We start from the raw sequence: 14,497 nt of genomic DNA, 5'->3' as shown, positions 1-14,497 counted from the left end.
TCATGCATAAAAACTTTGCCGACTGGAAATACATCCCTTTACTGGCTATCAGTATCGCAGAAATAACTGCGATGGAACAGCTCCCAGATAAAGACAGAGACATGATACTTCCACTTTTCCCGCTAAAAGGATGGGCAAGCGCTCACAAACTTTCGAGCTCTATCAAAAAAATCAGGGAAGCTACTGGTTCTAGGCCTTGGATTGCCGACATCGACACCAAATTCCTTTACTCCAATAAAACCTTCTTATTTACTGGCTCATTTCCTGAGCGTCCTGTGTTTCATGAGCTAGAGAAACTTCTCGACCCCTACAACGCCTTTAATAACTGGTATGAATTTATTAAAGATCATGAAGAGGCTATCCCCTGTCTCCGCCTTGAAAACCTAGAGGACCTAGAGGACCTAGAGGACCTCCGCAAGCAGGCCACCAAGCTATGCTCATTAGCTCGCGGACTGGTTATTAGAATAAATCCAACACCAGAAAACTACGAAAGGCAAGAGTTAATATTTAAATCACTGGACGCTGAGGTTCTAGAAAGAACTCTTGTGATATACGATCTAGGCCAAATAGATGCAAAATTCGGCGAAAGAATCAACACTTTAATTTCGTTCATAACATCAGCTCGGGCTTATACCAGCAGCCTAGAAATAGCCGTAAGCGCCTCATCTTTCCCTTATGGTTTTGCGGGGCAACAACAAGGAGAAAACTCAATATACGAACGAATGCTTTATAACCAAGTATCCGAGCGCGCTGACTTAAAGCCGATCATTTATTCGGATAGAGGAAGCACTAGGGCAGACAAACAGGATGGTGGTGCAGGAACCCCACCTCCAAGAATTGATTACCCGTTGAAAAAGGACTGGAAATTTGTTCGGCGAGAGGTAGATGATGACGCTCCGAACGCCCAAGAGAGACGTCGCGCAGCTTACATAGAGATAGCCAAGGAAATAACCTCCAATACATACTGGATTCCTGAGCTCAGACTATGGGGAACTCAGCAGATTGAAATAACTGCGGAAGGAAGCGAATTTGGAATAAGCAGCCCAATGCGTTCAACTGCTGTTAGGATAAACATCCACCTATTCAACCAACTTCACTATGACATGGAAACTTCAGAGATCGACACTGACGAAGAATGGACAGACTGAGATCCCAAGTCCCCAACTAGACAACTACTCTGTAAGGACTTAACAAGTCTACGTCTGATGGGGACACTCTTCCTTCCAAGAAGGCCTTTTTCATAAATCGCTCGGACGCCATCATAAACCTCCTATGCAGCCCGTCTACTAAAACAGACTTAATATCCGACTTCGATAGCCGTGAAATCCCCCCCCTAACAGCAATCTTCAGGTCGTAGATCCCTAACTCACCTGGTACGACGCCAACCTTCTTAGCTAAGATTGAAAGTTCCCGCCGCGTCATGAGATCAAGATAATTTCCTTTGCAGGCTCCTTTTATTATCTTTCCCTTTCTCACTACCCTCAGACTATCCTTCGAAACCTCCCACACCCCTACGCTTTTATCAACCAATAGCTCCTCCACCTTCTTCACAAACTTCGGAGCGACCGCAACGACAACTTTGTCAAAATACTTACAGTACTCATCAACCTGCCCGATCAAACGAGCCAAAGTATCCTTTTCGCTTTTGATTTCTACTGCAATCATTTTCCCTTCGCACACATATCCAAGATCTAGCCTCCTAACTTTTTTCGCCAAATTCATCTCACTAAAAACCAGCCCATCTCTGGTTAAACTTCCGCTAGAAATCAAATGACTAAGCACCAGCGATTTTATTTCCTTCTCCCCCACCAACACCTCCCCTAAAAAGAGCCAAAGCCCCACAGTAAACAATCTTAGAAACTCAAAGAATTATTCTATATCACACTTAAAAAAATCTCAAGCATTTAAGCCCCTCTCAAAAACACCCATAACCAACGAATGAGAAATTCCAAAGCCGCTTATGGAAGCCATAAACATTATAAAACAGGCACACACAAGATAGAACAAATCATAGTACACGACAGACAGAATTTTACGAAACGACTTATCTATCCAAGGGCACGCATACGCCTACAAAACATGTTAGCCACCCCAACAAGTTAGCACATAAAGGCCATACGCTAAAAGTCGCACTAATCGCCCGACCTCATAATCAGCAGCTAACAACCATGAAAATACAATTAATTTTAGTTTAAGCTCAAACAACTATCCTCCTCATCTTCTAAAACTCGCCCGAGCGCGCGAACCCAGAATATAAGTTGATAAAGAACTGATTGCATACCAGAAACTCGATTAGCAAATGGTATTTTGTAAAATAAAGCCCGCTCAGCCATGAAAAAGTCTTACAATCCGAGGTATAAATTCCTACAGACTGTATGCCCTTCACTGATACCCAAGAGATAGCCCCGTGAGTGACTCAGATTGCCCAGCCGCGCCGCTGGTCGACACAACGCAGCTAGCCGCCGCCCTTCAGCGTTTCACAGATGATCGTGACTGGCAGCAATTCCACTCCCCCAAAAATCTCATCCTGGCTCTCACTGGCGAGGTAGGAGAGCTGTGCGAGATTTTCCAATGGATGAGCGATGCCGATTCGATCTCCGCCGCAACAGATCCCGAAATCGGCCAAGCCGTAAAGGATGAACTGGCGGACGTACTGATGTACCTGGTTCGCCTGAGCAGCGTGCTCGGCATCGACCTCAACGAGGCTGTGACACGGAAACTCGCCTCGAACGGCCAGAAGTACCCCGTAGATAAAGCCAAAAGCAACAGCAAAAAGTACGACCGACTCTGACCAACACGCATCTAAGGACAACCCGTGATCGTTTACGCTGCGACCAAACAGCAATTTCTTAAAGACAACGATAACGATGACATCGAGGAGGTGATCCTCAAGCATTACAAGGAAGCTACCGGCAAGAACGTTGGCACCTCGGAAATCAGGTCGTGGCAAGGATCCCTAACATATATGGCCAAGGTCCTTAGAGATGAGGGCCTGCCGAGCGATGCAGGCCTGGCCATTGAATTGCACATTCCGCAGTCGTCGAAGCGAATCGACTTTCTACTCACCGGTCGCGACGAAAACCAGGCAAAAAAGGCCGTACTTATCGAGCTGAAGCAATGGAGTAAGGCCAACGCCACAACCAAGGATGCCATCGTCAAAACGGCATTGGGTGGCGGCCTCATTGAGACCATTCACCCGTCCTATCAGGTGTGGTCATATGCAGCGCTGTTGGAAGGCTTCAACGAGGCGGTGTATGACAAAAGCATCGAAATCCGTCCGTGTGCCTACCTCCATAACTACGTCAGCGACGGCATCATAGATTCGGCTCACTACGAGCCCCACATCAGCAAGGCTCCCCTGTTTCTGAAAGGCCCGGAAGAGCTCAGTAAACTCAGAAGCTTTCTGAAAAAGCATATAAGTCATGGCGACAACAAAGAGGTTCTTTACGAGCTGTCCGAAGGAAAAATTCGCCCGTCCAAGGCGCTAGCCGAAGCACTCGGGGGGTTGATGAAAGGCAAACCCGAGTTCGTATTGATTGACGATCAGAAAGCAATTTTTGAGTCGGCGCTGGCGGCCGCAAGCGAGGCCTCGGACCAAGCACCCAAGGTGATGATCATCGAAGGTGGACCGGGCACCGGGAAAACTGTTCTCGCTATCAATCTGCTGGTGAAGCTCACCGAATTGAAGCTGATGAGCAAATACGTCTCCAAGAATGCTGCCCCACGCAAGGTCTACGAAAGCAAACTGGTTGGCACCATCAAGCGCAGCCATTTCTCGAATTTCTTTTCAGGCTCTGGGGCATTCATTGACACTGAGCCCAACACATTCGATGCGCTTATCGTGGACGAAGCTCACCGGCTGAATGAGAAAAGCGGGCTTTATGGAAACCTTGGGGAGAACCAGATCAAGGAGCTGATTGACTCAGCAAAATGCTCCATTTTCTTTATTGATGAGGACCAGCGTGTAACCTTGAGCGATATCGGCAGCAAGCAGGCGATTCGCGCCTTTGCGAACGCCAAGGGTGCTGTGGTTGAAGAACACGTGCTGTCTTCGCAGTTCCGCTGCAGTGGTTCTGACGGTTACCTGGCATGGCTGGATGACACGCTAGGCATTCGCTCGACGGCAAATCCGACGCTTGAGACCCAAGAGTACGAGTTTAAGGTGTTCGACTCACCTCAGGCGATGCATGACGCAATCAACGAGAAAAACCACGGGAACAAAGCTCGTGTGGTCGCGGGCTATTGCTGGCCTTGGTTGAGCAAAAAAGACCCCACCGCTGGTGATATCGTGATTGGTAAATACAAACGCCAATGGAACCTGGATCAGGATGGCAGCCTATGGATCATCGCTGAAAACTCCATCGAGCAGGTTGGCTGCATTCATACCTGCCAAGGTTTGGAAGTCGACTACATCGGGGTGATTATCGGACCAGATCTGGTCGTACGTGACGGTCAGGTAGTGACATCCCCGGATGAGCGCGACAAGCACGATAAATCGATTCGCGGCTGGAAAAAAATGATGAAAGAGCAACCTGCCCTCGCGAAAAGTGAAACAGACGAGACTGTCAGAAATTTTGTGTTCGGGCATAACATGTAGCTAGAGGTGCATGTATGCCGACCAAAAAGAAGTCCGCCAATGCAACAGCGAGGGAGTTGCCCTCGATTCCCCAAGAGCTGATCGAGCAGTTTGTTAAAGGCCCGATGAGCGCCGAAGCCATTCAAGACGCGTCCATGGCGTTCAAGAAGGCTCTGATCGAGCGTGCGCTAGGCGCCGAGCTGGGTCACCACCTTGGTTACCCTCAGGGCGCGGAGCGCCCTGAGGAGTCGACCAATCAGCGTAATGGCAAAAGCAGCAAGACGGTTCTGACCGACGACGGGCCGCTTCGCCTGGATATCCCCAGAGACCGCGATGGTAGCTTCGCCCCGATCCTGATTCCCAAGCACGAACGACGTTTTACAGGCTTCGACGACAAGATAATTGCCATGTACGCCCGGGGCATGACGGTGCGTGAGATCCGCGCTTTTCTATCTGAGCAGTATGGAACTAACGTGTCCCATGACTTCATCAGCTCAGTCACCGATGCGGTCATGGAAGAGGTGGGCACTTGGCAGCAACGACCCTTGGAACCGATGTATCCGGTGATCTTCTTCGATGCGTTACGGGTCAAAATCCGGGACGAGGGGTTAGTGTGCAACAAGGCTATTTATCTGGCGCTGGGGGTATTACCTGATGGCACGCGCGACATTCTGGGTATATGGATCGAGAGCACCGAGGGTGCCAAGTTTTGGATGAAGGTGTTCAACGACCTCAAGACTCGTGGCGTTGAAGATGTTCTGATCGCCGTCACGGATGGCCTCAAAGGAATACCGGAGGCGTTGGGGGCGGTTTTTCCTGCCACGACGCTGCAAACCTGCATCGTGCATCTGATCCGCAACAGCTTGGACTATGCCGCTTGGGATAAACGTCGGGCACTGGCCAAAGCACTCAAGCCGATCTACCAGGCGATCAATGCAGATGTGGCTGAGCAAGAGCTTAACGCCTTTGAAGCGGGCCCCTGGGGCAAGCAGTATCCGACTGTGGTTGCTGCATGGCGTCGCGCCTGGGATCGGGTTATACCGTTTTTTGTTTTCCCGGCGGGCATCCGCAAAGTGGTTTACACGACCAATGCCATCGAGAGCATCAATGCCCAGTTACGCAAGATCATCAAGACTCGAGGGCACTTCCCGACCGATGAGGCCGCGACGAAACTGATATGGCTTGGGTTGCGCAACATCACCGCCAACTGGGGTCATGCGGCACACGACTGGAAAGTGGCAATGAATCAATTTGCGATCCTGTACGGAGACCGATTTACCAGACCGAGCTGGTAAAACAAGGGCCTGCCTGACGGCAGGCCCTAACCAGCCCGAACACAAAAAAACTGATACTCCCAAACAGACCTGATCATCAAAAATACGTACCGAACCCTGATGACAAGGGGAATGAAGGGTTGCTACCTGTACTGCACTGACAAAGAGACGGCGCAATACTTCGAGAGTCGGCTTAGCCAACACAGCAATCATTGACGGTATCGTTTGCTAGGAGCCCCTGTACCGGCGAGCGCAGGGGCAACGACCAACAGTGCGACCATCTGCTTTATAGATTCGGCCACGATTCGTTTTTGGGCGCGGTTCTCAAAAAAGCACCGTCCATCGGAATCCAGGCCACGCAGCGTTCCAACTGGTATTCCAAGCAAGTTGATCAAAAAATTATTTACTAGCCAAAACAGGTAGATACCGACTGGTTTCAAATTACCCCGGCCCAAATTGCAGATGAAATCGCCTAGGGACGTCTTGTCCTATGCTCCTTGATCCGGCGCCCCGTGCCCTCCTGAAACCGGCCAGCATTGCGGATCGCTCCGCCGCCGACTCCAGAGCGCGCACGCCACACAGCCCAACCACCCCCACCTCAAACCCCACACCCACTAACCCCCGGCACCCGCCCCCGCCAAGGCCTCACCCGCTCCAACTGCCCAGCCAACCCCAACAACACCCCCTCCTCCCCAAACCGCCCAGCAAAATGCGCCCCCATCGGTAGCCCCGCCGCACTCCAGGACAACGGCACCGACATCGCCGGTTGGCCGCTCGCATTAAACAACGCTGCAAAAGGCGAATACCGATGCGACCGCTCGATCATGTCCTCAAGACTCAGGCTCTCGTCGGGCACGACAAGCTCACCAATGCGTGCCGGCTCGCGTGTCAGTACTGGCGAGAGGATCACGTCGTAATCCTGCATGAATGTCGCCAGTTGGCGGCCCAGGGCGTGTATCCATTCGACGGCGGCGGCGTATTGCGCGCCGCTGACGCCGCCTTTGTCGCGCAGGATGATGCGTGTGCGCGCTTCCAGCTCGGAGTCTTGCACGTCAAAGCCACGCATGCGGCCCAGCATATCGACGTGGTTGCGGGTGTTCGCGCCGATGATGGTGAAGACGTGGTCGAGGAATTCCGGCAACACCACTGGCAGGCTGACGGGTTCGATGCGGTGCCCGAGTGACTCGCATAACTGCGCGACATCTCGTACGGCGGCCAGGCTCTCGGCGGAGGTTGGCCAGGTGCCTGATTGTTCGATGAGCGCGATGCGCAGGGTTCCGGGGTCGCGGTGGACGGCGCTTACGTAAGGCAGGCTCTGAACCGGGCCTGCGTAAGGCGCGCCGAGGTCCATGCCTGCTGTGGCGTCGAGCAAGGCTGCGCTGTCGCGTACGGTCAGGGTGATGGCGTGCGCGGTGCTCAGGCCTGCCCAGCCCTCGCCGACCATCGGGCCGGAAGGCATGAGGCCGCGGCTGGGCTTGAAGCCGAATACGCCGCAGCAGGATGCAGGCACTCTCAACGAACCACCGCCGTCGTTGCCGTGGGCAAAGGGCACTACCCGCGCGGCCACCAGCGCGGCAGCTCCGCCACTTGAACCTCCGGCGCTGTGCTCGAGGCTCCACGGGTTGCGGGTCGCGCCGAAGCGTGTGGACTCGGTGGAATAGGATGTGCCGAACTCCGGTGCAGTGGTCGTCCCGGCAAGCACGCAACCGGCACGCCTCAGGCGGCTGACAACTTCGGCTTCAAAGGGGGCACGGAACTCGCCCATGGCCAGGGAGCCATTGCTCATCCCCGCGCCATTGACCGGGGTAAACAGGTCCTTGATCAGCGTTGGCACACCTGCGAAAACGCCTTGGCTTTTTGCCGCATCCAGCGCCGCGCTGCGGGCTGAGTCATACAGTCGCTCGGCGACGGCGTTGAGTTGCGGTTCAACGTGCTCGATGCGTTGAATCACCCCCTCCAGCAAATCGATCGGCTGGACCTCGCCGCGCCGGACCCACTCGGCCAGGCCGGTGGCGTCTTCATCGTTCAACAACGTTTGAATGTCTTTCATAGGAAGGTTCCTGATGGCCTGAATTCGAATTGAAACAAGATCGCCGAGCTTGCAACCATTTTAGAAACTGTGGCCTACCCGTAACGCCACGGTGTAACCCTCGGTGCGGTTGCGTGCGCCGAATTCCTTGTAAATGTGAAACCACGCCGCAGGCATGCCGGGCGTGAAGTAACTGATCGCTGGGCCGGCTGCGACCACTCGGGCGCGGTTGCCGGCTTCCAGTCCTGGCGCATCGTCATCGGAGAATTGCCGATAATAGAACCCGCCCAGCCCCAGCGTGAAAGGACCTGCGTGCTGGCCCACGGCAAACTCGTGACGGTATTCGACGCCGCTCTTGTAGTCGGTCGCCGGGTTGCGGGTGTTGATGTCAGTCTGAAAGCTGCTGGACACTTCAAAACCGCTGTCGCTGATGTAGGTCGCGTTGACGGTGGGAGAAAACGTCCAGTGATTCAGCCCCGGCGAAATAGGACGATTCTTGTCGTAGTCGCCGGTAGGTGTCTGAATCTGCATCTGTGCGTTCACGAACAGGTTGGGGGAAAGGTCCCATTGCAGTATGAGCGGTGACACCGAAATGTCGGCCATCCTGAACGGATCCGCCTTCAGGTCCAGCGGGCCGCCAGGCGTCTGGACCCGGAACGAGGCATCCATCTGGAAGAAAGGCACCGCCACGCTGTAGCCATAGCGCGCACCCAGTATTCTGTAATCGGTCATGCGAAAGTACGCAACGCCGATGGACAGAACGTCCAGGGAAAAATTGTTGTCCAGCGAGCGACCGTGGCGGTCTTTCTGCACATTGGTCGAATAGAACGCCACGCGCATTCCCAGCGTACCCACGGGGGTCGACGGAGGCAGGATGCCTGCACCGAAATCGTAAACACCGAAGGAGGTAGTCGGTGCTCCGTTTTCAGTTGCCTGAACCGTGGCAGCAAGGCTCATCAAGCCGAGCGTCAAGAAAGTGAAGCGTCTGATATTGGAATTATTGTTATGACTCATCGCATGCCCCTGACCACGAAGGTGATGGGGTCATGCTATTGAGTCATGCTTTATGCCGTTATCCGTTTTCAGCAAAGATGTTTGCGCTGCAAGGTCTGCGAGGGTGTTTCCCCGAACAGTGTCCGGTAGTCACTGGAAAACCGGCTCAGGTGCCAGAACCCCCAGCGCGCGGCGACCGTCTGCACGAGTTCGATCCGGCTGCTTTCGCGCAACTCGCGCCGCGCTGCGTTGAGGCGCAACGTGCGCAGAAAAGCCACCGGGTTGATGCCCAGCGTCTCCTGAAAACAGTACTGAAGTTTGCGGCGACTGGTGCCAATGTGGTTGCACACATCCAGAATCGACAGCGGTTCATCCAGATGCGCCAAGGCATAATCGCGGGCCCGATCGACCATTCTCTTGCGCGCCGTGGGATTTAGCGGCGGCGCCTGATCAGGTGCCACAAGTTCCAGCACCTGCAACATTACGGCATCCCGAATGCCACGCCGGATCGACTCGTACTCAAGCTTCTGCAGGCACGCCTGCTCTCCATTCAACAGGTTATCGAACAGCGCAGTGAACCTCGTTCGGACCATTGAATCGGTCAAACGGTAACACTTGGGAAGATCGGTAATTTCAAAACGGCTGCCCTGACGTTCCAGTGCGTGAGCCAGGGCACTCTCTTCAATCGCAATGCCCAGTGCATCCAATTGCAGCGGCGTACTCAATTCCGGAAGATTCTCGCCGTGCGCGACGATCATGCTCGACTCTGGAAGCGTGTGCCCGGCACAGAACGCAGGACCGTTGGCACTCAACGGCAAGGCGAAAATAATCGCCCCCTTCCAGGCTGTACCACTCTTGACCAAGGCCTGATTAGAGCGGTCGCGGACCAGTTGCAGCCAGTCCGAACGGAATTCCGTCAGCTCGCCTTCAAAGCCACCGGGCGTCACTTGGTCGTAACGAACCTGCCAGCCGCTGAGGTTGCGACCGTGCTCGTCGATGTCACAGTTTGAAAACGCCGCAGGTGAGGTGGCGGTGCCGCGTCAATCGAAGCCTTGTTTGTCTCCACATAACGACTACTCATCGGCCTTGCCCCTTAATACGTCTCAAGGTCATTCGGCTAAGTGAAGGCAAGTTTCATTCCGGCAGCAAGGAGTTTGGGTGATTAATACAGCGAAGCTACCAAACTGCTTTCAAGCTTAATAAAAACTATACTCGCTTCAAATAGAAAGCGTCCCGTTGAGTCATGGTGTAGGCCCACTCGCTGTCACAGCAAGACAAGCGGCCATCGCTCTCGAGTACTGATCACGTATACTGGCAATATATCATCACGCATCTCGACCAAGGCATGTGCCGTCGATTACGCTTCAGCTGGCATAAGTATGGAAAACAGCACATGCCACAAAGAAGAAACCTGAAAGACTCTATTTTCATACCCTTGAAGCTGTCTCAGCTGATCGGCCTTTTCAGTTGGATTATCAGCTGGTATGTGAATCCGTCTATTGAGCAATTACTGGATATATTTATTTATTGCGCTCTGGCGGGGGCGACGCTGTCAATCATTGTCACTTCCAACAGCAGAAGCATGACGACGTGGCGCCTGTTCGGCATTATCTACATGACCTCACTTACCGTTCTGTTCAAGGTACAGATCGAACGCATGGGCGTAGAGGCGTCGATGTGGGGATTGGTTGTCACTTCCCTGCTCATCACGGGAATGAGCGTATTCTTCGTCAAGTTTATTGACTACGTCGCTGCGGCTGCTCTGATCTGGTTGATCATGTGGCAAACGGACCTGACGGCAGTCGGCGTCGACCATGCGCCTTTGTCTTATGTTTTCCTGATCAGCTCGACCTTGTTGGGCGGCTCCCTGAATGCAACCTTCCTGAGCCTGGTCATGCAGACCATGGCGGCGAGTGATCGCTACCAGAAGCTGTCCGAAACCGACACGCTGACGAACGCCCCAAATCGCCGTGCTCTGGTCACCAGCCTGGACAACGCACTGACGTCAGATGATAAGTCCTCGCTGTGGTTCGCCATGCTGGATCTGGATAACTTTAAAAGCATCAACGACAACCATGGCCACGACGTGGGTGACAATGTCCTTATATGTTTCGCAACACTCATAAAAAGCACAACGGGGCTGGTCAGCTTTGGTCGCCTGGGGGGAGAAGAGTTTGGCGTGATGTTATCCGCAGCAAACGCAGCAGACGCCATAGCGGCAATGGATCATTTATTGATGCACGCCCAAAAAGACCAAGCAGCGAAAATGCCCTATTCATTCAGTGCAGGTATTGCGAGTTTGGCTCGGGCAAAAAACGTCAATGACCTGTTAAAAGAAGCCGATGAAAATTTGTATCTCGCCAAACGGAGCGGCAGACAATGTATTGCCTTTGAAGGCAGGATAGTTTCCGCGACCGCTGGAAGTGTGGAAAAGCAGAACCAAGGGGTGAAATCGGTTAATACCCATGCATAGCGCTCGGTTCTCTCAAGCATTCTCGCCGCCCTGCCGAACCATCGAATAGCGGTCAATATCTTCTCGCAATGTCCACCCCTGCCCCGACCAATATCGGCCAGCCGCCTCGTTAACCTTCAGCACATCCAGATGACACTTATAAATTCCCAGCGCTTCCAGACACTGAAGGCAGCGCTCGACCAACTCGTGAGCTATCCCCTGTCGACGATACTCCGGCAGCACAATCAAATGGTGTAGATAACCCCGGCGGCCGTCATGCCCACACATGACACAGCCGCACACAGCCCCCTCCGCCTCGGCAACGAAGCTCATATCGGGGTTTCTGTCGAGGTAGCGTGCCGTCGATTCACGCGAATCGGCATCTCGCAGAGAGATGCCCGGTGTATTGCGCATCAGTTCGATGACCGATTCGTAATCCTTGATTGTCATGCGGCGAATCGTGATCACTGGCTATGCCCGGCCTGTTATTCCAATGGCGGAGCAGATTAACAGGGCATTTCGCTGATCAGATGACAGCGCTGCCAGAGTTTGCCTATCAACCCATAACGTTCTTTCTATTAGAAATATCCACAAAGAAGGCTAATCTGCAAGAGCATCGGCGAAGGCCGTGCGGCTTTACCCTGATAAGGAGATAAGAATGAGCTCAAGTTTTCTGTGCACGTTGTGGGCTCGTATCGCAGCAATCCAATGATCGCTACTGGCCTGATCGTTGATCGAGCGGCCGGTACGAACCCAGTGCTATGGAGTTCCGTCATCACTGTCTGAAGCCCCGCGAGTGGGCTGGATGGCCGGATGCAAATGACAAAAAGGTGTATCAAGCATGTCAACTGAATCGAAATGCCCCTTCAACCACGCTGCTGGCGGCGGCACCACCAACCGTGACTGGTGGCCCAAGCAGCTGAATCTGAAGATTCTGCATCAGCATTCCTCACTCTCCGACCCGATGGGCGAGAGCTTTGATTATGCCAAGGAGTTCAAGAGCCTTGACTTCGAAGCGGTCAAACAAGACCTGCGCGACGTCATGACCCGGTCGCAGGACTGGTGGCCGGCCGACTTTGGCCATTATGGTCCGCTGTTCGTTCGCATGGCCTGGCACAGCGCCGGTACTTACCGTACAGGCGATGGCCGTGGCGGTGCAGGTGCTGGTCAGCAACGTTTTGCGCCGCTCAACAGCTGGCCTGACAACGTCAGCCTGGACAAGGCACGTCGCCTGATCTGGCCAGTCAAGCAGAAGTATGGCCGCAAGATCTCCTGGGCCGACCTGATTGTGCTTACCGGCAACGTCGCGCTGGAGTCGATGGGCTTCAAGACGTTCGGTTTTTCCGGTGGTCGCCCGGATGTCTGGGAACCGGAAGAAGATGTGTACTGGGGCTCCGAGACCACCTGGCTGGGTGGCGAAGAACGCTACGGCGCACAGAAGAAAATGCAGCAGCCGGGCGACGGCACGCTGGTCGCCGAGCCGGAGAACCATGCCAACGAAGAAAGCCGCACCGCGAGCGGTGAGCGCAATCTGGAAAACCCGCTTGCCGCTGTGCAGATGGGCTTGATCTACGTGAACCCGGAAGGGCCTGAAGGCGTGCCGGACCCGGTCGCTTCGGCGAAGGATATCCGTGAAACCTTCGGTCGCATGGCGATGAACGATGAAGAAACCGTAGCGCTGATCGCCGGTGGTCACGCCTTCGGCAAGACCCATGGCGCAGGCCCTGCCGACAACGTCGGTCCGGAGCCGGAAGCAGCCGGTCTTGAAGAGCAGGGGCTTGGCTGGAGAAACAAATTCGGCAGCGGCAAGGGTGGCGACACCATCACCAGCGGCCTGGAAGTGACCTGGACTTCGACTCCGACCAAATGGAGCAACGAGTACCTGGAAAACCTCTTTGGCTTCGAGTGGGAGCTGACCAAGAGCCCGGCAGGCGCGCATCAGTGGACGCCGAAGAACGGCGCAGGCGCGGGCAAGATTCCGGATGCCCACGATCCATCCAAACGTCATGCGCCAAGCATGCTGACCTCTGACCTGGCGCTGCGCTTCGATCCAGCTTACGAGCAGATCTCCCGTCGCTTCCTGAACAACCCTGAGCAACTGGCCGACGCGTTCGCCCGCGCCTGGTTCAAGCTGACTCACCGTGACATGGGCCCGCTCGCGCGCTACCTCGGCCCGGAAACACCGGCCGAAGAGCTGCTGTGGCAAGACCCTATTCCGAATGTTGATCATGCGTTGGTGGATGATCAGGATGTTGCCGCGCTCAAAGGCAAGATTCTGGCTTCGGGGCTTTCTGTCTCGCAGCTGGTTTCAACCGCATGGGCAGCCGCTTCTACTTTCCGTGGCTCTGACAAGCGCGGCGGTGCCAATGGCGGCCGTCTGCGTCTTGCTCCGCAAAAGGACTGGGCGGTTAACCAGCCCGCACAACTGGCGGGCGTACTGAAGACGCTTGAGGGGATTCAGAGCGAGTTCAACGCCGCTCAGTCGAGTGGCAAGCAGGTTTCCATTGCGGACCTGATCGTCCTGGCCGGTAGTGCAGGTGTCGAGCAGGCTGCGAAGAACGCTGGTCATCACGTCACGGTGCCGTTCACACCAGGCCGTGCCGATGCATCGCAGGAGCAGACGGATGTCGAGTCGTTCAGCTTCCTTGAGCCGATCGCCGATGGCTTCCGCAACTATCAGAAGGCGCACTACAAGGTCTCGGCAGAATCGCTGCTGGTCGACAAGGCGCAACTGCTGACCCTGACGGCACCGGAAATGGCTGTGCTGTTGGGCGGCCTGCGGGTCTTGAATATTAACGTTGGACAGAGCAAGCACGGCGTCTTCACCGACAAGCCTGAAACCCTGAGCAACGACTTCTTCAAGAACCTGCTGGACATGGCCGTTGAGTGGAGAGCGACTTCAGGTGCCAACGACACCTTTGAAGCACGTGACCGCAAAACCGGCGCAGTCAAATGGACCGGCACCCGTGTCGATCTGGTATTTGGCTCACATGCCCAACTGCGTGCGATTTCCGAGGTGTACGGCAGTTCGGACGCTAACGAGAAGTTCGTCAAAGACTTCGTGGCCGCATGGACCAAGGTGATGAACCTGGACCGCTTCGACCTGGCTTGATGTGTTTGATGTGCTGAGTTGAAAAAACGCCTCCCTTGCGGAGGCGTTTTTTTTACGGCTA

The 14,497-nt window shown here is 54.4% G+C and carries 9 protein-coding genes and 3 pseudogenes; 7 read left to right on the top strand and 5 right to left on the bottom strand.

The annotated features are described in order from the left end of the window. The first annotated feature begins 2 nt into the window (after positions 1 to 2). Positions 3 to 1,148, top strand: a complete 1,146-nt coding sequence (locus AC4ANE_RS05990; protein WP_031598618.1) for a beta family protein — start codon at positions 3 to 5, stop codon at positions 1,146 to 1,148. A gap of 16 nt (positions 1,149 to 1,164) precedes the next feature. Here AC4ANE_RS05990 and AC4ANE_RS05985 read toward each other — a convergent pair whose 3' ends face one another. Further along, positions 1,165 to 1,809, bottom strand: coding sequence for a sce7726 family protein (locus tag AC4ANE_RS05985; protein ID WP_031598617.1), 645 nt, complete (start codon positions 1,807 to 1,809; stop codon positions 1,165 to 1,167). 598 nt (positions 1,810 to 2,407) lie between these two features. Here AC4ANE_RS05985 and AC4ANE_RS05980 point away from each other — a divergent pair. The 4 genes and pseudogenes from AC4ANE_RS05980 to AC4ANE_RS05965 form a co-directional block, all read left to right on the top strand. Continuing rightward, a complete protein-coding gene (locus AC4ANE_RS05980; protein ID WP_002555150.1) occupies positions 2,408 to 2,791 on the top strand; it encodes a nucleotide pyrophosphohydrolase in 384 nt (127 codons plus the stop codon). A 24-nt stretch (positions 2,792 to 2,815) separates the two neighbouring features. Beyond that, positions 2,816 to 4,573 (top strand): annotated as a pseudogene (locus AC4ANE_RS05975) (DNA/RNA helicase domain-containing protein); the annotation flags it as partial. A gap of 38 nt (positions 4,574 to 4,611) precedes the next feature. Further along, complete coding sequence (locus tag AC4ANE_RS05970) at positions 4,612 to 5,871, top strand: IS256-like element ISPsy17 family transposase (protein ID WP_054082596.1); 1,260 nt, start codon at positions 4,612 to 4,614, stop codon at positions 5,869 to 5,871. Between the two features lie 57 nt (positions 5,872 to 5,928). Next, a pseudogene (locus tag AC4ANE_RS05965) lies at positions 5,929 to 6,066 on the top strand (DNA/RNA helicase domain-containing protein); the annotation flags it as partial. Positions 6,067 to 6,448: 382 nt separating this feature from the next. Here the strand turns inward: AC4ANE_RS05965 and AC4ANE_RS05960 are convergent. From AC4ANE_RS05960 to AC4ANE_RS05950, 3 genes and pseudogenes are all read right to left on the bottom strand, one after another. After that, positions 6,449 to 7,900 carry an amidase gene (locus AC4ANE_RS05960; protein WP_057446309.1) on the bottom strand — a complete coding sequence of 484 codons (1,452 nt, stop codon included), beginning with the start codon at positions 7,898 to 7,900 and terminating at the stop codon, positions 6,449 to 6,451. A 60-nt stretch (positions 7,901 to 7,960) separates the two neighbouring features. Then, the gene (locus AC4ANE_RS05955; protein ID WP_002555153.1) at positions 7,961 to 8,893 is read right to left on the bottom strand and encodes a SphA family protein; all 933 of its coding nucleotides are present in this window, start codon (positions 8,891 to 8,893) and stop codon (positions 7,961 to 7,963) included. A 68-nt stretch (positions 8,894 to 8,961) separates the two neighbouring features. Next, positions 8,962 to 9,953, bottom strand: a pseudogene (locus AC4ANE_RS05950) (helix-turn-helix domain-containing protein). 312 nt (positions 9,954 to 10,265) lie between these two features. On the opposite strand from AC4ANE_RS05950, the gene AC4ANE_RS05945 reads away from it, so the two are divergent. Beyond that, positions 10,266 to 11,345 carry a GGDEF domain-containing protein gene (locus tag AC4ANE_RS05945; protein WP_002555155.1) on the top strand — a complete coding sequence of 360 codons (1,080 nt, stop codon included), beginning with the start codon at positions 10,266 to 10,268 and terminating at the stop codon, positions 11,343 to 11,345. A gap of 12 nt (positions 11,346 to 11,357) precedes the next feature. On the opposite strand, the gene AC4ANE_RS05940 is transcribed toward AC4ANE_RS05945, so the two are convergent. After that, positions 11,358 to 11,792, bottom strand: coding sequence for a GNAT family N-acetyltransferase (locus AC4ANE_RS05940; RefSeq protein ID WP_002555156.1), 435 nt, complete (start codon positions 11,790 to 11,792; stop codon positions 11,358 to 11,360). A 373-nt stretch (positions 11,793 to 12,165) separates the two neighbouring features. Here AC4ANE_RS05940 and katG point away from each other — a divergent pair, with 373 nt between their 5' ends. After that, positions 12,166 to 14,436: a catalase/peroxidase HPI gene (gene katG, locus AC4ANE_RS05935; protein WP_002555157.1), complete on the top strand. Its 2,271-nt coding sequence runs from the start codon at positions 12,166 to 12,168 to the stop codon at positions 14,434 to 14,436. The last annotated feature ends 61 nt before the right edge of the window (positions 14,437 to 14,497 follow it).

Source organism: Pseudomonas sp. Pme6b (assembly GCF_058129925.1).
The sequence above is the reverse complement of the archived record's forward strand: the minus strand, read 5'-3'. Positions and strand labels throughout refer to the sequence as shown.